Consider the following 18,875-nt stretch of genomic DNA (forward strand, 5'->3'; position numbering starts at 1 on the left):
TATATTCTTTCTCAGGAAAGGATTGATGATGGATATCCAACTCAAGCCGACAGCGGAGTCCAAAGAGGGAAGGGTCGTTACGAAAGCCGCCGTCGCGGCGTCGGAAAAACTCGGCCTGACCGCAGCACGCCTTTCAGATATTCTCGGTATTTCCGCCCCCACCGTATCAAGGATGAAGAGGCAGGATTTTTGTTTGGAGCCTGGCAGCAAGCCATTCGAACTTGCCGTGCTTCTGATCCGTGTCTTCCGCTCGCTCGACGCCATTGTCGGCGGGGATGACGCAGTCTCGCGTGCCTGGCTTCTAAACCACAATGATGCGCTTGCGGGCGTGCCCGCCGAAAAACTGACCTCCATCACCGGTTTGCTCGATGTCCTCTCTTACCTGGACGCCAGACGCGCTCCGCTCTGAAAGTTTTCCGTCCCAAGGGCGCTGGTGGCGTCTTGTCGAGGCGCAGCACCGCGTGTCGACCATGAAACTGGTCGATACCGTGGATGAGCAATCCCTGCTCGAAGATATTCTGGAAAGCAGCAAGCGGCGTTTTCCGCCGGAATGCGAGGGCCTGGATTATCTGCTTGCGACGCCATTTCGCTACGATTCTGCCTATCCTTATGGCTCTCGCTTTCGCCGGGCAGGTTTTACGAAGGGCGTTTATTATGCCGCCAGGAGGATAGAGACAGCGCTGGCCGAAATGGCTTTCTACCGCTTGTTGTTCTACGTCGAGTCACCAGCAACGCCCATGCCCGTCAACGCGGCGGAGTATACCGCCTTTGCCGCCGACATTCGGACAGATGCGGCAATCGATTTGACGAAGCCTGCGTTATCCCGCGATGCGGCTCTCTGGACCGACGTCAACGATTATGCAGCATGCCAGGCTTTGGCAGACGCGGCGCGTGAGGCGGACGTTCAGGCGATCCTTTATCGGTCAGTGCGCGATCCTGAGAAGGGCAAGAATATCGCGCTGTTGTCGCCACTTGGCTTCAAGTCAAAGCATCCCGTGGCCCGTTCCAGTTGGCGCATTCGCCTATCGAAAATGGGCATACAGGCCCTTTGCGAGCAGCCGGTTCAGCGTATCGGCTTTTCCCTCGGCGACTTTTCCGCTGATCCTCGGATTGCAAGACTGCTGAAGGTCTGAGTTCGACGCAGAGAGGCTTGCGTCGGTCATCGCGACGTCAACTTGTTTCAGTCGGTTTGCAGAATGGCGTAGATGAACTCGTCGCCCCCACACCCGGCCGAAGCGATCATTTTGAATGAGATGATCCTCTTTGCGCGTCCCCAGCCGCTCGCAGTGAAGGCTTTGGCGATCTGGTGGCCGGACCGAGCTTGGACGCACACTCCGGCATGTTTTCGGGATGTCAGGGCGCGCGCGAAATTAGCGCCGCAGGCTTCCCAGGATGCCGCGAACCAGCGCACGTCCGACCGATGTCGCGACGGAACGGGCCGCACTTTTCATCGCAGCCTCGATCACCGTCTGACGCTGGTAGCCGCTGGAGCGTCTTCCTCCGCCGGTGGTTGATGCCTGTTTCGGTTCGTCGTCGCCAAAACCTGGCAGCTTCCAGCGGCCCGCGGCACTGTCTGGCTGCTGGCTTGCCTGCTCTTCCGCCGCGCGCTTGGCAGCCTCCGCCTCGGCTGCCTTACGCGCGCGTTCGCCCAGTATCTCGAAGGCGGATTCGCGGTCGATATCCGTATCATAGAGACCGGCCACCGGGCTGGATCCCATGATGCTGCGACGTTCATCCTCCGTCACCGGACCGACGCGGCCGGACGGCGGGCGCACCAGCGTGCGTTCCACGATGGAGGGCGCGCCCTTGTCCTGAAGGGTGGAAACCAGCGCCTCGCCGGTGCCGAGCGTGGTGATGGCTTCTGCCGTATTGAAGGCGGGGTTCTGGCGGAACGTGTCGGCGGCGGTTTTCACCGCCTTTTGCTCGCGGGGCGTATAGGCGCGAAGCGCATGCTGCACACGGTTGCCAAGCTGCGCCAGCACCGTTTCCGGTACGTCGAGTGGATTTTGGGTGACGAAATAGACGCCAACGCCCTTGGACCGGATCAGGCGAACCACCTGTTCGACACGCTCGATCAGAACGCGCGGCGCGTCGTTGAAGAGAAGATGCGCCTCGTCGAAGAAGAAAACGAGCTTCGGCTTGGCGGGATCGCCCACTTCCGGCAGCTCTTCGAAGAGTTCGGAAAGCATCCACAACAGGAAGGTGCCGTAGAGGCGCGGGTTCATCATCAATTTGTCGGCGGCGAGAACCGAAATCACCCCGCGCCCGTCGCTGGTGGTGCGCATGATGTCGGCGATTTTCAACGCCGGCTCACCGAAGAAGTGCTGTGCACCCTGCTGTTCAAGCACCAGCAGACCGCGCTGCAATGAACCGACGGAGGATTTCGAGATCAGGCCGAACTGGCTGGAAAGCTCGCTTGCATGCTCGCCCATGTAATTCAGCAGCGACTGCAAATCCTTCAGGTCGAGAAGCGGCAGACCACCCTGATCGGCAATCTTGAACGCAATATTGAGAACGCCTTCCTGCGCTTCCGAGGCATCCATCAGCCGTGCGAGAAGGAGAGGGCCCATTTCGGCGATCGTCGCGCGCACGCGATGGCCCTTTTCGCCATAGAGATCCCAGAAGATCACGGGAAACTGCTCGAAGGAGAGATCGGAAAAGCCGATTTGTTCGGCCCGTTTCGTCACCCAGTCTTTCGCCTCGCCGGGCTTGGCGATGCCGGACAGATCGCCTTTGATATCGGCGCAGAAAACCGGGACTCCAGCTTTGGCGAACCCTTCTGCCAACACCTGCAGGGAAACGGTCTTACCCGTGCCGGTGGCACCGGTGATCAGCCCGTGGCGATTGCCGAAACGAAGATCGAGATATTCGCCCTTGTTAAGGCTGTCGTCCGGGTTGCGGCTCGTGCCGATATAAAGCTTTCCGTCCTGCAGCATATGGCGATCCTTCCCAAGCTATCCGAGCAGCGGTGCCCCGTTTTTAATTTCCGCCCTATACTTATAGGAACTGTTTTGGCCCTCAACAACTGTTTGATAAGGTTGAAAAGAGCGGATCGAAAAACCAGTGTTTCATTGGGCTGCGCGGTCTTGAGTCTATGTTTCAATTGTTTTACGTTGACGTGAACGTAATTTCGCATTCAGGAGGAAGTTTATGAGCGAAATCGTAACCCAGGTTGCAGATAGAGTGGGCATTGCGCCAGATAAGGCGGAAAAGGCTCTCGGCATGATGCTGGGTTTCCTCCAGCGCGAAGCCGATGACGCGGCCGTGGCCAAGATGATCGAATCGATCCCCGGCGCGCCGGATCTCGTCGCGCGTTTCAACGGCGAAGGTCAGGGCGGCGGTGGTCTGCTTGGCGGCTTGATGAGCGCCATCGGTGGCGGCGGCATCATGGGTCTTGGCCAGCAGCTGATGAGCCAGGGCCTCGGCATGGGTGAAATCTCCGCACTTGCCAAGACCACCATTTCGATTGCTCGCCAGCATGCCGGCGACGAAGTCGTGGACAAGGTGATCGCGTCCGTACCGGGCCTCAGCCAGTTCGCCTGATCGGCCACTTCTAAGCGCTTCCTTCAAGGAAGCGCTTGCATTATTTCAGGCCCATTATTTTAGGCGTGGGGATTGCTCTTCGAAGGCTTTCCGCGCCTTTTCTATGTCCGCATGATGCGTCTCCGCCCATATCCAGACGCCGCAGAACGCACTGCCCAAAGTCGTGCCGAGATGGGTCAGGCTGTAATCCACATGCGGGGGGATGACCGGGTGCACGGTGCGTTTCACCAGCCCATCGCACTCCATCTGGCGCAACGTCTTGGTCAACATCTTCTGACTGATATCGCCGACAACCTTGCCGATCTGCGTGAAGCGCATCGTCCCATGCTCTTCCAGAGCTTCCAGGATCAACATCGTCCACTTGTCCGCCACCTTGGCGATGATGTCCTGAACCAGAGCTTCAATAACGGGATCCGTCTCATCCGGCGGTGGATGAAGGCGTTTTTCTTCTATGGCTGGGTCAACCAGATGCCTCTTCATCCCGACACTCTCCTTTTGGTAAGTATAAATCTTTCGGGTGCCTACTTTCGATTGGAGAGTAGCGTAGCTAACTTGGTTTCACTCAACAAGAGAGGATAGCCAAATGAAGATGACAGGAAACACGATACTCATCACCGGTGGTGGTTCCGGTATTGGCCGCGCACTTGCCGAAGCCTTCCATGCACTTGGCAACAAGGTCATCATTTCCGGTCGACGCCAGTCTGCGCTGGATGAAGTGACAAGAGCAAATCCCGGCATGGTATCGGCCGTGCTCGATGCGACAAAGGCAGAGAACATTCGGACCTTTGCCGAAACGCTGACGCGTGACCATCCCGAACTCAATGTCGTCATCAACAATGCCGGCATCATGAAGAACGAGGACATCGCCGCGGTCCCGGACTATCTTGAGATCGCGGAAGAGACGATTGCCACCAATCTGCTCGCGCCGATCCGGTTGACCGCAGCTTTGCTTCCGCATTTTCTGCAAAAGAACAATGCTGCCGTCTTGACCGTCTCTTCTGGTCTCGCTTTCGTGCCGATGGTAGCAACGCCCACCTACAGTGCCACGAAATCTGCCATCCATGCCTATTCGATGGCGCTGCGCGAGCAGTTGAAGGACACGCCCGTCGATGTCATCGAGATTGCGCCACCTTACGTGCAGACGATGCTTCAGGGTGAAAAGCAGGCTAACGACGAGCGCGCCATGCCGCTCGATGCCTTCATCGCGGAAGTCATGGATATCCTGACGAACAGACCCGAAGAGAAGGAAGTGATCGTGGAGCGCTGCAAGCCTCTGCGGTTCGCAGCCGAAAACGGCAATTTCGATCAGGTCTTCGGCATGGTGAACAGCCTGCATTCCTGATGCGGGCTGTTCCTGATAGGCTTGCGCTTCTGATAGGGGGCGCGCGGTCTATGGGCAGACACCAGTTCACGATGCCGAAAACGACGATGCCGGGCGTGGCTGCGGTGATTGCTGATAGCGACCGCAGTTTCCCCCGTCACATGCATGACCAGTTCGGCATTGGTGTGATCGAACGGGGCGCGCAAAAATCGGCGAGCGGACGCGGGGTCGTCGAGGCCGAGGCAGGGCACGTCATCACCGTTAATCCGGGTGAGGTGCATGACGGCATAGCGCTCAGCGAGCGTGGCCGGGCCTGGACGATGCTCTATCTCGATCCCGAAGTCGTCCACGCAGCATTGTCGGACATTCGCGAACAGGATCGCCGCGATTTCGAGTTCGTCTACCCCGTAGATCCGCGCCCCTTGGCCGATCGCTTTCGCGCAGTGTTTCAAACCATGACGTCGCAACGTTCGGCTCTACCGGGCGAGGAGGCTCTCCTGCTGCTGTTGTCTCAGATGCTGGAGCGACCTCTTGCCCCGCCGAAGCACGCTGCATCCGTTGCTCTTTCTCGCGTCAAGGAGATGGTGGATGAGGCACCGCAGATGCAGTTCAGCCTCGCCGAACTGGCGGCGGAAGCGGGCATGAGCCGCTTCCGATTTCTGCGTGCTTTCTCTTCGGTCACGGGGCTGACACCGCACAGCTATCTCATGCAGCGCCGCTTGCACATGGCGCGGCAAGCATTGGCAAAGGGCGATGCGCCTGCCGAGGCGGCGTTGGCGTCCGGCTTTTGCGATCAGAGCCACTTGAACCGCGTCTTCGTTCGGCACTTCGGCACGACGCCGCCACCTACAGGCATGCGCTCTCCTGATCGAAACCTGCAATTTCATCCAAGACCGATATGTGGGATCGAAGCAGAGTAACACCTTCTTTCAAGGAAGGTCCTCATGACACTCGAATTTCTTCTCACATCGGCCATCGTCGTGGCCTCTCCTGGCACAGGCGTGGTTTACACGCTGGCAGCCGGTCTAACACAGGGGGCGCGTGCAAGCTTGATCGCCGCCTTCGGCTGCACGCTCGGCATCGTCCCGCATCTGCTGGCGGCAATTACCGGCCTTGCAGCGATCCTCCATGCGAGTGCTGCGGCATTCGCTCTCATCAAATATGCGGGCGTTATTTATCTGCTATACATGGCGTGGAACACGCTGAGAGAAAATGGCGCTCTGCGGGTGGATGAAACACAGCCCGCAAGAACGCCGGGCCCCGTCGTGATCGAGGCCATCCTCATCAACCTTTTGAATCCAAAATTCTCGATCTTCTTCTTCGCCTTCCTGCCGCAATTCGTCGCGGCAGACTCGTCGTCATCGGCCCGCGAAATGGCCTCTCTCGGCCTCGTCTTCATGGCGATGACATTTGTGATTTTCGCGGCCTATGGCTGCTTTGCCGCTTCTGTCCGGCGCCAGATTGTTTCGCGGCCTTCCGTGCTGGTCTGGCTGCGGCGAAGTTTCGCCGCAGCCTTCGTTGCGCTTGGCCTGAAACTGGCCTTCGTGCAGCGTTGATCGACTTAGTCATCCCATTCCGGCGCCAGATGGCCGGGATTGACGATGCGTCCGTCCTTCTTCGCCAAAGCAAAGATTGCCTTCATGTCTTCGTCAGAGAGTTCAAAGTCGAAGATGTCGAAGTTTTCGGGCAGGCGGCTTTCGGTTGCCGTCTTGGATAGCGCAATCACGTCGGGTTGTTGGATGGCCCAGCGCAGCGCGACCTGGGCCGCGGTCTTGCCGTGCTTGGCGCCAATATCGCGAAGCACCTCGTCTTTCGGCACCTTGCCATCTGCCATCAGATAGTAGGCGGTGATCGAAATGCCGTGCTTGCGGGCAGCCTCGATCACCTTCGTCTGGTCGAGATAGGGGTGGTACTCGATCTGGTTATTGGCAATCGGCGCATCCGACAGTTTGACCGACTCCTCCGTCAGTGCGACGTTGAAGTTGGAAATCCCGATGTTGCGCGCCTTGCCGGCTTTATGAAGCTCGTTCAGTGCGCCAATCCGCTCGGCCAGCGGCACATCGCTCTTCGGCCAGTGCAGAAGAAGCAGATCGACGTAATCCGTCTTCAGCTTCGTCAGGCTCTCATCCACCGAGCGGATGAAATCGTCGTGCTTGTATTGATCCACCCACACCTTGGTGGTGAGAAAAATGTCGCCGCGCGCGATACCGGAATTGGCGATGACATCACCGACTGCAGCCTCGTTCTTGTAGACCTGCGCCGTGTCCACATGCCGGAAACCCAGTTTCAGCGCCTGTGGCAGGATACGGTGGACGTCCTCTTCCGGCATGCGGAATGTGCCGAAGCCGAGAGCTGGAATGTTTGCGCCATTGGCGTTGACTGTTTGCATCGTTTTTGTCTCCATTGCGAATAATGGCCCCGCAAGTCTGCGGGGCGGGAAGGTCCTCATCCTAAGTACTGAGGACGGGATTTGGTTCACACGGTCTGGGCAAGACCTGCCTGGCGGCGGTCGAGACTGCTGCTGACCAGCGTCAGAACCAGCGCCCCCGAAACCAACAGCGCACCGACCCATGGCGTTGCACCGAGACCGAGTGGGGATGCGACCACCAGACCGCCGATCCAGGCGCCGACGGCGATGCCGAGATTGAAGGCGGCGATGTTGAGCGCCGAGGCGACATCGACTGCGTTCGGCCGGAAACGCTTTGCAAGCTGTACCACGTAAAGCTGAAGTCCCGGCACATTGGCGAAGGATAAAAAGCCAAGTGCGACAAGGGTCACCAAAGCAGCCGGGGCCGACGGAGCGGTGAAGGTAAAGATAGCAAGGACCAGCGCCTGAAGAGCGAAAAGCCAGCCAAGCGCCTTGACCGGATTACGGTCGGCAATCCGTCCCCCGGCGAGGTTGCCCGCAGCGATCGCCAGACCGTAGAGCACCAGAACGAGGCTGACGGTGCTTGCAGCAAAGCCAGTCAGATCCTGCAGGATTGAGGCGAGAAAGGTGAAGGTGACGAAGGTACCGCCATAACCGAGCGCCGTCATGGCAAAGGCCAGCAGCAGCCGGCCGGAGCCGAGAACACGCACCTGGTCCATGAGACTGGCGGCCGGGGCCTTTTGAAGCGTCGATGGCAGCAGTGCTGCAATGCCGATGAAGGCGACGACGCCGAGGGCGGCGACCGCAAAGAAGGTGGCGCGCCAGCCAAAAATTTGGCCGATCAGCGTGCCGAGGGGAACGCCGGTGACGATGGAAACCGTCAATCCCATGAACATCATCGCAATGGCGGAAGCTCTGCGATCCTCGGCAACCAGCCCGGCGGCGATGGTCGCGCCGACGGAGAAGAACACGCCATGGGCAAAGGCGGAGATAACCCGCGCGACCAGCAGCATTTCATAGCTGGGGCTGAGCGCCGCAGCGCTATTGCCGAGGATGAAGAGGCCCATCAGGCCGAGCAGAAGCGGCTTGCGCTCGATGCGACCGGTAAGCGCCGTGAGAATAGGCGCGCCAAAGGTGACACCAAGCGCGTAGACCGAGACGATCAGGCCGGCGAGCGGAAGTGTGATGTTGAGATCATTGGCGACGGTGGGCAAAAGACCCACGATGACGAATTCGGTGGTGCCGATTGCATAGGCCGCAATCGTCAGGGCAAAGAGAGCGAGGGGCATGGTTGCGCCTTTCCGGCCGATCAGATGGGCCGTCCCGAAGGTGTTGAAGTTTCGGGCTGAATATCGGCATGGGACACTTGTTTGATAATCCCAATTAATCGATAATCATCTTTGAATTGAAATCATAGGTGAGGTCATGGACAATCGCGCCGGTGAGATGGAAGTCTTCGTCCTCGCTGCCGACCTGAAAAGCTTCTCCGCCGCTGGACGGCGGCTCAAATTGTCTCCCTCCGCCGTCAGCAAGCTTGTCTCCAGAGTCGAGGAGAGGCTTGGCACGCGGTTGCTGGTCCGCTCGACGCGAACACTGGAACTGACGCCCGAAGGCGACATCTATCTGCGTCGCGCCCGCCGCATCCTGAAAGAGATCGATGAGACCGAAGAGCTCGTCGCCGGCGGTCGCGAGGAGGCGAGGGGGCTGCTTCGCGTCAACTCCTCGGTCGGCTTTGGGGAGCGCTGCATTCTGCCGCTCGTGGGTGAGTTTGCCGAACGCCACCCCAAGGTGCGGCTTGATCTAACCCTGACCGATGGCGTCATCGACCTTATCGGCGAGCGCACCGATATCGCAATCCGTGTGGGACCGATGAGGGATTCCTCACTGATGGCGAGGCGCCTGTTTTCCAGCAGGCGTGTCATTGTCGCATCGCCTGACTACCTCAAAAAGCATGGAACGCCGAAGACCCCGGAGGACCTCGACGCGCACAACTGTATCGGCTTCAACTTCCGCCGGAGCCTCGATGAATGGCCTTTTCGCGATCCCGGAACGGAGAGCGTGTACACCAAGGCGATCACCGGCAATATTCAGGTCTCCAGCGGCTCCATCAAGCGGCAGCTGTGCCTCCTGGGCGTCGGCCTTGGCAGGATCGGGGAGTTTCACGTCCGTCCGGACATAGAGGCCGGGCAGCTTGTGCCGATCCTTGAAGAGTATAATGGCGGCGACACTGAGCTTGTCCACGCCGTCTATGCGGGACACGAGCATCTGGCTGCCCGCATTCGCGCCTTTATCGATTTCCTAGTCGAGCGGCTCGAGCCGAACTGATCAGTTCAGCTCGACAGGCGCGGAGAGGAGACGGCCCGCTTGAACAGTGCCGACATGGCGTCGCTGATGCCCTGAGTCGGACTGACTTCGAAGAAGAGGCCTTGCGAAGCGCAATCCTGCATACGGGTCGAGATTTCAGACTGAAACGGGCGGATCCAGTCATTGTACCAGCCGTTTGTCGGAAGCGGCAGATAGGTCGTGTAGAGTACGGCGATACGGTAGCCCTGGCTCTTAAGGGCGGTACACAACCGCGTGTCGATCGGCTCCTGACAACGACCGTTGGTGGTTCTTTTGGTGCAGGTTGTCGGTTTGTAGCTGTCGCCAACGCCGTCGGATACGAAGAAGAGTACCTTTTCGGGCGTCGCAGAGCTGTTGCCGTCACCTTGCAAGCCCATCTTCGAGGAAATCTGCGTCAAGGCGCGGTCGATATCTGTCTGCTGGTCGTTATTATATCCTTGATAAGGAATGGACATCAGGTCGATCTTGCTCGACTTACTCTTTGCGTCTGAGAGACTAGACGTGAGAGGAACAACTTCGAGCAGTTTTGTGTCCTCGGCCTTTTCACCAAAGGTATAGACTGCCATTCTGAACTGATTGGAAACGGTCTGCGTATCCGCTGCGGTGTCCATGAGCGAGGCTGTCGCTTTCCCTACCACATTGATGCGCGTCGTCACGTTCAGGTCTTTGGCCAACTGGTAATAGCTTTTGGCTCCGCTTTTAACGTCATGACACGCAAAGGCGCACTGGTCGGGTGTGTTCGCCACCATCTTGGCGACGTCCTGCGGCGTTGCACCCACACCCATGGACGGCGTGTTATCGAGCAACAAATAGAAATTCATGTACTTTTCTGTTTGATATCGACCCGTGGATTTAACGCTGACGGTAACGAGGTCCTTGCCGAGGATCGATGATAGCGAAGTGTTGACTGTTGCATCGAGTTCTACAGAAGATTCAACGACATTCCCCATCTTCTTGACCATCAGGGTGACATTCTTGACGTCGAAATCGTCTTTTTTGTCCTTTTCCTTCTTGAAGAGGTCCGTCGGGGAACTGCCCGCGACGATGATGGGGCCATCTCCGCCCATCTTGCGGGCTTCAGCCACATAGGGTGAGTTTTTGGCGACTGCAGCGAGTGCCGTTGCATCCGCCTGTTGCTGCAGATCTTCCTTGACAGCAAGTGCCTGACTGAAGTCCAACGCTAGGCCTGCCGCGCCAAACAGTGGCACAGCCAGGATTGCGGTAAGCATGGCAAAATTGCCGCTCTTGTCTCGCCAGAAATTAAGCATTGGTGCCTCGGAAAATCTTATGAAGCCAGTATAGCGACCTGACATTGAGAATAAGTGGCTTAAAATGAATAATGACAGGTGACGTAAATTGGTAAGATTTTATACGACAGGTATAAATCGATGATTAAAACTCATAGTTTTGGTTTGCTATCTGGAGATGTGCGTGTCACGCTCGCAGCGCTTGCTTGATTTGCTACAATTGTTGCGCAGTTATCGCAGGCCGGTAGGCGGGGCAGAATTGGCCGCTGCGACAGGTGTCAGCCTGCGCACGCTCTATCGCGACATCGCCACGCTCCAGGCGCAAGGCGCCAATATCGAGGGTGAAGCCGGCGTCGGCTACGTGTTGCGACCAGGCTATCTTCTTCCGCCTCTGATGTTTTCCGAAGCGGAAATCGAGGCTTTGGTTTTGGGCTCGCGTTGGGTGGCGGGCAGGGCAGATGGCGCATTGGCGGATGCCGCGCGTGCCGGGCTTGCCAAGATCGCGGCCGTCCTGCCGAAGGCCCTGGCGGAGGAACTGGACAATTCCACGCTTCTTGTCGGGCCCGGAAAGGTTGTCGATATGCCGCATATCGATCTCGGCAATATTCGCGATGCCATCCGAAGCCAGGCAAAGATCCAGATCGACTATGCCGATGAGCAGGGGCGTTGCAGTCGCCGGATCGTCTGGCCTTTTGCACTGGCGTTTTTCGATCAGGTTCGTGTGCTGCTGGGATGGTGCGAACTAAGACAGGATTACCGCAGCTTCCGCGCTGATCGGATTTCGTCCTTCACCCTCCTGGAGGCGCGCTATCCCAAACGCCGCGAAGTCCTTCTCAAAGGGTGGCGGCAGATGATGAAGGCGCGCCAAGAGACTGCTGACAGAAACTGACACTGTGCCTGGCTAAGGTCTCCTCATCAACAACAGGAGACCAAAATGAACCACCCGAACTTCATCATTCTCTTCGTCAACGATCCGCGCCATAGCGCTGCTTTCTACAGTGATGTGCTGGGTGCTCAGCCTGTCGAGCTCTCCGATACCTTCGCTCTTTTCAACTTGCAAAGCGGCATGCGCCTTGGCCTTTGGTCCCGCCACGCCGTTCAGCCGCCACTGTCTTCCGATGGCAGCGCTGCCGAAATTGCGTTCATCGTGCAGACTGACGATGAGGTCGATGCCTGCCATCGCGCGTGGACCGACAAAGGACTGCCTATTCTGCAGGAGCCAACTGTCATGGACTTTGGCCGCACGTTCCTGGCGGCAGATCCGGATGGTTACCGGCTGCGCGTCTACGCCTTTCACGGCTGAGGTCTAGGCTCCAGACTCAATTGATCCACCATGTGACGATCGCTGCAATGTAGCACGTTGCCTCGAAGTTTATCATGAGCTTGTCGTATCGCGTCGCGACACGTCTCCAGTCCTTGAGACGGCAGAATGTCCGCTCGATTATATTCCGTCTTCGGTAGGCGACCGGGTCGAACGGTCTGATCCTCTTTCGGGTTGGATTGTTTGGGATGACTGGTTGCGTGCCGCGTGCTGTCAGGAAGCTGCGTAAGGCGTCGCTGTCGTAAGCCGTATCTGCGGCGCACAGACGTGTCGGAGGCAGGGGATCAAGGAGCGGGATGGCAATGGGTGCATCACCACGTTGCCCAGGCGTTATTCGCAACGCGACTGGACGGCCACAACCATCGACAACAGCATGGACTTTTGTCGATCTGCCGCCTCTCGATCGACCAATTGCTTCGGCATCCGCCCCCCTTTTCCACCAGCGGCAGAACGGTGTGCCTTTGCGGTTGTGCTATCGATCATATGGATGTCGCGATCGGTCGTTTGCACCAGAGACTCAAACAGTCGCCGCCATATCCCTTTTGCAGACCAGCGATGGAAGCGATTATAGATCGTTGTCGAAGGCCCGTAGCAGGATGGACAATCCTGCCAGCGGCAACCGGATCGCAAGACGTGGATGATGCCGCTGATAACCCGGCGATCATCAGTACGATGAGCGCCGGGTTGGTTGGTCGGAAGCAGCGGCGAAATCACTGCCCACTGTTCGTCATCAAGCCAAAATTCGCCCGCCATGGTCAAACACTCCTGCTTCTACAGGCAGTGAATCATAGATAGCCAATCTCATCAACAATTTGATTGGGTTTGGACCCTAGAGCGTGTCGCGATCTTTCAGATTCGCTCACACGCTTTACGTCCCTGCTTTATCGCATGTCGTTATCGCAAAACCGCTGCACAGTTTTGCGCGACATACTTTAGAGCATTTCCAGCCCAAGCGTAATCGCTTCGGCCTCGGAAAATGCTGCAAAAACAACAACATAGAGCATGTCCGGTAATCCCGTGATCACCGGACATGCTTTGGAGACTTGAAACGGACAGGCATGGGGCCATGGCTATCCGTTCAGGATCAGCCACGAACCGCGACAATGAACAGTCGTGGGAAGCGCAACAGACGTCGACCATCCGCAAGCGGCGGGTAGGCGGCGTCGATACGCTTTCGGTAATCCTCCAAGAAAGCATCTTGATGGTCGACCCCGGCCGTTGCCAGATAGGGACGAAGGCCGGTGCCCTTGACCCATTCCACGATGGCCCCTGCATCGGCCATGGGATGATTGTAGATGCTGTGCCACACATCGACACGGATCGCTTTTGGCGAAAGTCGGTTGATATAATCGGCCGGCGAGGGCAGTGGCTGGCGGCGTAATTGCCGCCCCTCGAAGTTTTGGCTCCACGGGCCGGAGCGGCTTGTTTCCTCCATCAGCAGATGACTGGGCTCATTGAGGTTGTCCGGCATCTGGATGGCGAGGACGCCGCCGGGGTTCAGGTGATCCATCAGCCGCTCAAACAGATCGATGTGGTTCGGCAGCCATTGGAACACTGCATTGGCATAGAGCAGATCAACCGGCGCATCCGGCAGCCAGGATGAGAGATCGGCTTGAACAAATTGCGTGGTGGGCAGCCTGAGAGCTGCTTCTTCCAGCATATTCTCGTCGCTATCGACCCCTGTAATGACGTTGACGCCGTAGCGCTCCGTCAGCAGCTCGGTGGAGTTGCCGGGACCGCAACCAAGGTCGAAGCCAGTCATAACCCGCTCCAGCGGAATTTGCGCCAGAAGGTCACGTGCTGGCCTCGTGCGCTCGTCTTCGAATTTCAGATATTGTTGTGCCGACCATGCCATTTAGGGCCTCTCTGCGCTCGTGTTTCACCGAAGATGGCACGGCATCCTCGCAACCGCCAGATCACCTCGATCGGCGCAACAACGCCTGGAGCGTGCTCTTGGCTGCACGCAACAAATGCGCATTTCACGGCAAGACTCAGGCAATAATCCTTCCTTTTGACCACCGCCGGGAATTTCATCTTGACCTAGCAGCCGTGCGGGCATTCATTCCGACGCATTGAAGAAGGAGAATGTCATGACTGTCGATACTGCACCCCGTTCCACAACTTGGACCTATGTCGATGGTCAATGGCTTCCCGGCAATCCTCCTTTGATCGGCCCGACTTCCCACGCCATGTGGCTCGCTTCGACGGTGTTCGATGGAGCGCGCTGGTTCGATGGTCTGGCACCCGATCTCGATCTGCATTGCCAGCGCGTCAACCGCTCCGCCGTCAATATGGGTATGAAGCCGACGATGACGCCGGAGGAGATCGAGCAACTGGCGCTGGAAGGCGTGAAGAAGTTCGATGGCAATATGGCGATCTATATCAAGCCGATGTACTGGGCCGAGCATGGCACGCGCGGCTCTGTCGTTGCCCCCGATGCGGAATCGACACGCTTTGCGCTCTGCCTTTTCGAGGCGCCGATGGATGCCGGCGTTCCGCTAACCCTGACCGTTTCGCCGCTGCGCCGTCCTTCGCCGGAAACGGCCATGACGGATGCCAAGGCTGGCAGCCTCTATCCCAATAGCGGTCGCGCCATCATCGAGGCACGCTCGCGCGGCTTCGACAACGCGCTGATGCGCGACATGAATGGCAACGTTGCCGAGTCAGCATCCTCGAACGTCTTCATGGTCAAGGACGGTATCGTCTACACGCCTGTCCCGAACCGCACCTTTCTGGCCGGAATCACCCGCTCGCGTGTGATGGTGCTGCTGCGCCAGGCCGGTTTCGATGTGCGTGAGACGACCCTCTCCGTCGAAGACTTCCGCAATGCGGACGAAATCTTCTGCTCGGGCAATTACTCAAAGGTCTCGCCGGTCATTAAGCTTGACGATCGCGAACTCCAGGCTGGACCGGTGGCGCGCAAGGCTCTCGATCTTTACATGGACTGGGCAAAGTCGACGGCTTCGGCGGAGTAAAAAGACGGCATTGCAACTCCTTGTGGATGTCGCGTGAATACGGTGTCCCAAGGAGTTACTTGATCTTGACCTGAACCAACTCCTGACGAGCTATTTCGACCACCGCATCCGTCAGTGCCTTTAGCCGATCGGCAGCCAGCCGGTTGACCTGCCAGAACAGCGGGACGTCCAGTGGCGTTCCGGCCACCAGTTCCACCAGTCGTCCATCCGCCAGATGATTTCGCACCAGAATCTCCGGGTTCATGCCCCAGCCCATGCCGAGCAGCGCGGCATCCACGAAGCTTTGGGTGGAGGGTAGCCAGTGGGTTGGGTGGACGATGGACGTGCCGAAAACCTGGCTGATCCATTGCTGCTGGAGCCGGTCTTTCTGGTTGAAGGTGAGGGCAGGAGCTTGCGCGAGGCGCGCCTCAGTCACACCATCGAAAAAGTACGTATTGATGAACTCCGGGCTTGCTGTTGCGTGGTAGCGGAGAAAGCCGAGTGGAGTGACGCGGCAGCCCTGGATCGGCTTCTCCAGGCTCGTCACCGCTGCAAGCACCCGTCCGCGCTGAAGCCACTCCGCCGTGTGATCCTGATCGTCCACCGCCACGTTCAGGAGAAAGCCTGACTGATGTGTGAAAGCGGAAACTGCCCGCAGGAACCAGGTGCCAAGACTGTCGGCATTGGTTGCGATGTGCAGCGTCACGCGGCTGTTGGTTTCTTCGGAGGAGAGAAGAGCGGGAAGCTGGCTGAAGAGTTCAGACTCCAGCATCCCCACATGCTCCATATGGCGGCAGACCCACGCGCCCTTTTCCGTAGCCATACAGGGATTGCCACGCAGGATGAGAACGGCGCCCAGCCGCTCCTCGAGCTGCTTGACCCGTTGAGAGATGGCCGATGGCGTCACATGCAGAGCAAGTGCTGCCTTTTCGAAGCTGCCGGTCTGCACCACCATTGCCACCGCACGAAGCGCTGCATAGTCCATAGAATTAGCTCTGCTTAATCGAGGTAAGTATCTTTAACTGGATTAAACTGATGCCGCTACCTATTCGATGCCTGGACGGAAGGGGCATCCTATGGATTTTTCGGTATATCTCACAGGCTTCACCATGGGTATGACGCTGATCGTGGCGATCGGTGCGCAGAATGCGTTCGTGCTGCGCCAAGGTCTTCGCGGCGATCATATCTTCGCCGTTTGCTTGGCGTGCGCGCTTTCCGACGCAATCCTCATCACCATCGGCGTGACGGCCTTCCGGCAGATCGCCACCATCATGCCGGCAATCGAGCCAGCTATGCGCTATGCGGGTGCTGCATTTCTGCTGTGGTATGGCGCAAAGAGCCTGCAATCGGCACTCCGTTCCTCAGAGTCTTTGGCCGCTGCATCCGGCACGGTTACGTCCTTTGCTCCGACGCTTCTGACCTGTCTGGCGCTGACATGGCTGAACCCGCATGTCTATCTCGACACCTTGGTTTTGATCGGCACGATCTCGACCCAGTTCCCAGGTAAGGAAGCGGTCTTCGGTGCAGGCGCCGCCACAGCGTCATGGGTCTTCTTCTTCTCGCTTGGCTATGGTGCGCGCTGGTTGCGTCCCGTGTTTGCCAATCCGTCTGCGTGGCGCATTCTGGAAGGTGTCATTGCGCTTGTCATGTGGCTGATCGCGCTGACGCTTCTAACTGGCGGTTGAGGGCAGCGACAAGGGCGCGGAGCGGGGCCGTCATGTGCTTGTCGCGCCTGAGCGCCAGCGCGAGATCACGTTTCAGCTTAGGCACAAGCGAGCGCGTCTGCAGTTCAGTCGAAGTGGCATTGCGAACGGCCATGGCGGGCACGACAGCAACACCGAGGCCTGCCTCGACCAGTGTCTTCAGCGCCTCCACGCTACCAAGTTCCATGACGGGCTGAACGCGTCTGCCGGTGCCTTTCAGCCATCCGTCAACGAGCTTTCGGGTGTTGCCGCCCTGATAGAGCAGCAAGGCTTGGGCACAGAGATAATCAGCATCGATATGGGCCGGAACGTCCGTAGCATCAGGTGGAAAGATCGCGACCAGTTCTTCGCGAAGAACCTCGCGCAGATCGAGGCTTCGACCGGTGACGGGGAGTGTGACGATCGCCGCGTCGATCTCGTTGTTTTCGAGAAGGCGAATGATATCCGGGGTGTTGCCGGTTTCCACCCGAATTTCGACGCCGGGCATGAGATGACGGATCTCTCGCAATATCGTCGGCAGGAAATAGATCAGCGCCGTCGCGCCAGTGCCGATGCGCAAACGCCCACTCTGGCCGCTTCGATGCGGGGCGACGGTCTCGATGGCCTGAGACACCTCGTCGGCAATGCGTCTCGCATGGATCAGAAGATCGCGCCCCGCCGAGGTTGGCTGCGCCCGACGTCCAACCCGTTCGATCAGCCGAACGCCAAGCCGCTTTTCGAGCAGCCGAATGTGGAGGCTGATGGCAGGCTGCGTCAGCCCGGCCTTTTCGGCGGCTGCGGAAAAACTCCCAAGATCCGCAACATCGATGAAGCTCTTCAACTGCCGGAGGTCAAAATCCATATCAAAGAAATCCTTATGTCTTGCATAAGATCTATAACCTTTATTTTGATATGTCGCTGGTGCAGATTGCGGTGAGCCGCATACCCCTTCAGGACATTCCGAAATGACCTCGCCTACAAAAGCCGCCATGATTATCCGCCCCTGTGAAGAGCGCGATATCGTCTCCATCGTCGAAATCTACCGCGACGCCGTTCTCCATGGCAGTGCCAGCTTTGAAATCGAGCCGCCCACCGCTGACATCATGCGTGAACGCCGGGCGACACTCCTTGCCGGCGGCTTTCCCTATATCGTTGCTGAGATGGAGGGCACGGTTGTCGGTTATGCCTATGCAGGACCGCACCGCGCCCGCCCGGCCTATGGTGCGACGGTCGAGGACTCCATCTATGTCGATCCAAACCGAAAGGGCTTAGGCGTTGGGAAGACCCTGCTGCTGGCGCTCATCGAAGAGGCAACGGCGAGGGGGTTCCGCCAGATGGTGGCGGTGGTTGGCGATTCCGAAAACGTCGCATCTGTCGGGGTGCATCGCGCTGTAGGCTTCGAGATGGTGGGCACGCTGAAATCGGTAGGCTGGAAGCACGGCCGCTGGCTGGATATCGTTCTCATGCAGCGACCGCTTGGTGAGGCGGACACGACGCCCAGATTCTAAAGCACGGTCCAAGCAAACGCGTGCAGCGGTTTTGCGATGATGACACGCGATGAAACAAGGGCCTGAAAGCGTTTGGAGCGGATTTGAAAGATCGCGCCGCGCTTCAGCTCTCAGGGCTTGGTAGAGCCCGGCAGCTCGACTTTTACGGAATCGGCTGACAGCTCGCTTCCAAGCTCTACGGCCTTGGTCTTCTTGTCGTAGACGCAGATATGACTGATCGTTGCGTCTGCTCCCTTCGCCTTTCCGGTCAGGATTGCGAGGCCGTAATTCTCGCTTCCTGTCGGATCGACGACGGCCTTTGCGTCATCCATCAGCCTCGCACCCGCATCGAGGCATTTTGCCTGCACGTCGGCGATGAATGCTTCCCAGGCGTTGTCGGACGATGCGGCTGCGGGTAACGCCACCAAGGATGCCATGATCAAAACCAAAGCCTGTCGTTTCATTGCCATGCCCTTTCGATAGTCTCTTGCAGGATCAGCCGAACGGATCGCTCGGAATTGGTACGGCAAACTGGGTCGCAATCATGTTTTTGAAGAGGCGCGAGAGGAATTTTCTCTTTTGCTGGAACATTTTGATAATTCACAGGTT

General features: G+C 58.1%; 22 protein-coding genes and 1 pseudogene. 12 read left to right on the forward strand and 11 right to left on the reverse strand.

The genetic code is table 11. The features are described 5' to 3' along the window. Positions 1-25 precede the first annotated feature (25 nt). Together QE435_RS17755 and QE435_RS17760 are read left to right on the forward strand one after the other, a co-directional pair. Positions 26-409: an MbcA/ParS/Xre antitoxin family protein gene (locus QE435_RS17755; protein ID WP_349042170.1), complete on the forward strand. Its 384-nt coding sequence runs from the start codon at positions 26-28 to the stop codon at positions 407-409. Next, the gene (locus tag QE435_RS17760) at positions 369-1,133 is read left to right on the forward strand and encodes an RES family NAD+ phosphorylase (RefSeq protein ID WP_349042171.1); all 765 of its coding nucleotides are present in this window, start codon (positions 369-371) and stop codon (positions 1,131-1,133) included. The genes QE435_RS17755 and QE435_RS17760 overlap by 41 nt, the downstream gene beginning before the upstream one ends. 47 nt (positions 1,134-1,180) lie before the next feature. Here the strand turns inward: QE435_RS17760 and QE435_RS17765 are convergent. Both QE435_RS17765 and QE435_RS17770 read right to left on the reverse strand, forming a co-directional pair. Then, a pseudogene (locus tag QE435_RS17765) lies at positions 1,181-1,283 on the reverse strand (N-acetyltransferase); the annotation flags it as partial. Positions 1,284-1,370: 87 nt separating this feature from the next. After that, positions 1,371-2,936: a helicase HerA-like C-terminal domain-containing protein gene (locus QE435_RS17770; protein WP_349042172.1), complete on the reverse strand. Its 1,566-nt coding sequence runs from the start codon at positions 2,934-2,936 to the stop codon at positions 1,371-1,373. A gap of 214 nt (positions 2,937-3,150) precedes the next feature. Here QE435_RS17770 and QE435_RS17775 point away from each other — a divergent pair, with 214 nt between their 5' ends. Next, positions 3,151-3,543, forward strand: a complete 393-nt coding sequence (locus tag QE435_RS17775) for a DUF937 domain-containing protein (protein WP_062438236.1) — start codon at positions 3,151-3,153, stop codon at positions 3,541-3,543. Between the two features lie 54 nt (positions 3,544-3,597). Here the strand turns inward: QE435_RS17775 and QE435_RS17780 are convergent, their stop codons facing one another. Continuing rightward, positions 3,598-4,023, reverse strand: coding sequence for a helix-turn-helix domain-containing protein (locus QE435_RS17780; protein ID WP_349042173.1), 426 nt, complete (start codon positions 4,021-4,023; stop codon positions 3,598-3,600). Between the two features lie 103 nt (positions 4,024-4,126). Here QE435_RS17780 and QE435_RS17785 point away from each other — a divergent pair, with 103 nt between their 5' ends. The 3 genes from QE435_RS17785 to QE435_RS17795 are packed head-to-tail and all read left to right on the forward strand — an operon-like array spanning position 4,127 to position 6,420. After that, positions 4,127-4,885 carry an SDR family oxidoreductase gene (locus QE435_RS17785; protein ID WP_349042174.1) on the forward strand — a complete coding sequence of 253 codons (759 nt, stop codon included), beginning with the start codon at positions 4,127-4,129 and terminating at the stop codon, positions 4,883-4,885. A gap of 50 nt (positions 4,886-4,935) precedes the next feature. After that, a complete protein-coding gene (locus QE435_RS17790; RefSeq protein ID WP_349042175.1) occupies positions 4,936-5,784 on the forward strand; it encodes an AraC family transcriptional regulator in 849 nt (282 codons plus the stop codon). 24 nt (positions 5,785-5,808) lie between these two features. Next, positions 5,809-6,420, forward strand: coding sequence for a LysE family translocator (locus tag QE435_RS17795; protein ID WP_349042176.1), 612 nt, complete (start codon positions 5,809-5,811; stop codon positions 6,418-6,420). Between the two features lie 5 nt (positions 6,421-6,425). Here the strand turns inward: QE435_RS17795 and QE435_RS17800 are convergent, their stop codons facing one another. Then, complete coding sequence (locus tag QE435_RS17800; RefSeq protein ID WP_349042177.1) at positions 6,426-7,253, reverse strand: aldo/keto reductase; 828 nt, start codon at positions 7,251-7,253, stop codon at positions 6,426-6,428. An 86-nt stretch (positions 7,254-7,339) separates the two neighbouring features. Then, positions 7,340-8,521 carry an MFS transporter gene (locus tag QE435_RS17805; protein ID WP_349042178.1) on the reverse strand — a complete coding sequence of 394 codons (1,182 nt, stop codon included), beginning with the start codon at positions 8,519-8,521 and terminating at the stop codon, positions 7,340-7,342. Between the two features lie 136 nt (positions 8,522-8,657). Here QE435_RS17805 and QE435_RS17810 point away from each other — a divergent pair, with 136 nt between their 5' ends. Next, positions 8,658-9,557 (forward strand): LysR family transcriptional regulator, encoded by a 900-nt coding sequence (locus QE435_RS17810; protein WP_349042179.1) that lies wholly within the window; start codon positions 8,658-8,660, stop codon positions 9,555-9,557. Between the two features lie 5 nt (positions 9,558-9,562). Here the strand turns inward: QE435_RS17810 and QE435_RS17815 are convergent, their stop codons facing one another. Continuing rightward, positions 9,563-10,843 carry a TadE/TadG family type IV pilus assembly protein gene (locus tag QE435_RS17815; RefSeq protein WP_349042180.1) on the reverse strand — a complete coding sequence of 427 codons (1,281 nt, stop codon included), beginning with the start codon at positions 10,841-10,843 and terminating at the stop codon, positions 9,563-9,565. 163 nt (positions 10,844-11,006) lie between these two features. Between QE435_RS17815 and QE435_RS17820 the strand changes: the two genes are divergently transcribed. Together QE435_RS17820 and QE435_RS17825 are read left to right on the forward strand one after the other, a co-directional pair. After that, entirely contained in the window at positions 11,007-11,711 is a 705-nt protein-coding gene (locus QE435_RS17820) for a YafY family protein (RefSeq protein ID WP_349042181.1), read from the forward strand. Positions 11,712-11,756: 45 nt separating this feature from the next. After that, positions 11,757-12,125 (forward strand): VOC family protein, encoded by a 369-nt coding sequence (locus QE435_RS17825; RefSeq protein WP_349042182.1) that lies wholly within the window; start codon positions 11,757-11,759, stop codon positions 12,123-12,125. Positions 12,126-12,141: 16 nt separating this feature from the next. On the opposite strand, the gene QE435_RS17830 is transcribed toward QE435_RS17825, so the two are convergent. Both QE435_RS17830 and tam read right to left on the reverse strand, forming a co-directional pair. After that, positions 12,142-12,896, reverse strand: a protein-coding gene (locus tag QE435_RS17830) for an IS5 family transposase (RefSeq protein ID WP_349041349.1) whose coding sequence is annotated in 2 segments (ribosomal slippage) — positions 12,142-12,566 and positions 12,566-12,896 — 756 coding nt in all. Because the reading frame shifts where the segments join, the coding sequence is not laid out codon by codon here. Between the two features lie 331 nt (positions 12,897-13,227). Then, positions 13,228-13,998 (reverse strand): trans-aconitate 2-methyltransferase, encoded by a 771-nt coding sequence (tam, locus tag QE435_RS17835; protein ID WP_349042183.1) that lies wholly within the window; start codon positions 13,996-13,998, stop codon positions 13,228-13,230. Between the two features lie 235 nt (positions 13,999-14,233). On the opposite strand from tam, the gene QE435_RS17840 reads away from it, so the two are divergent. Continuing rightward, positions 14,234-15,118, forward strand: coding sequence for a branched-chain amino acid aminotransferase (locus QE435_RS17840; RefSeq protein ID WP_349042184.1), 885 nt, complete (start codon positions 14,234-14,236; stop codon positions 15,116-15,118). A 55-nt stretch (positions 15,119-15,173) separates the two neighbouring features. On the opposite strand, the gene QE435_RS17845 is transcribed toward QE435_RS17840, so the two are convergent. Continuing rightward, positions 15,174-16,082: a LysR family transcriptional regulator ArgP gene (locus QE435_RS17845; protein WP_349042185.1), complete on the reverse strand. Its 909-nt coding sequence runs from the start codon at positions 16,080-16,082 to the stop codon at positions 15,174-15,176. 91 nt (positions 16,083-16,173) lie between these two features. On the opposite strand from QE435_RS17845, the gene QE435_RS17850 reads away from it, so the two are divergent. Continuing rightward, positions 16,174-16,782: a LysE/ArgO family amino acid transporter gene (locus tag QE435_RS17850; RefSeq protein ID WP_349042186.1), complete on the forward strand. Its 609-nt coding sequence runs from the start codon at positions 16,174-16,176 to the stop codon at positions 16,780-16,782. Here the strand turns inward: QE435_RS17850 and QE435_RS17855 are convergent. Then, positions 16,742-17,641 (reverse strand): LysR family transcriptional regulator, encoded by a 900-nt coding sequence (locus QE435_RS17855; protein WP_349042187.1) that lies wholly within the window; start codon positions 17,639-17,641, stop codon positions 16,742-16,744. The two genes, QE435_RS17850 and QE435_RS17855, sit on opposite strands and share 41 nt — an antisense overlap. Before the next feature lie 103 nt (positions 17,642-17,744). On the opposite strand from QE435_RS17855, the gene QE435_RS17860 reads away from it, so the two are divergent. Further along, positions 17,745-18,287 carry a GNAT family N-acetyltransferase gene (locus QE435_RS17860; protein ID WP_113266076.1) on the forward strand — a complete coding sequence of 181 codons (543 nt, stop codon included), beginning with the start codon at positions 17,745-17,747 and terminating at the stop codon, positions 18,285-18,287. Between the two features lie 110 nt (positions 18,288-18,397). Here the strand turns inward: QE435_RS17860 and QE435_RS17865 are convergent, their stop codons facing one another. Then, positions 18,398-18,730 carry a hypothetical protein gene (locus QE435_RS17865; protein ID WP_349042188.1) on the reverse strand — a complete coding sequence of 111 codons (333 nt, stop codon included), beginning with the start codon at positions 18,728-18,730 and terminating at the stop codon, positions 18,398-18,400. Positions 18,731-18,875 lie beyond the last annotated feature (145 nt).

This window comes from Agrobacterium sp. SORGH_AS 787 (assembly GCF_030819035.1).
Classification (GTDB): Bacteria; Pseudomonadota; Alphaproteobacteria; order Rhizobiales; family Rhizobiaceae; genus Agrobacterium; species Agrobacterium larrymoorei_B.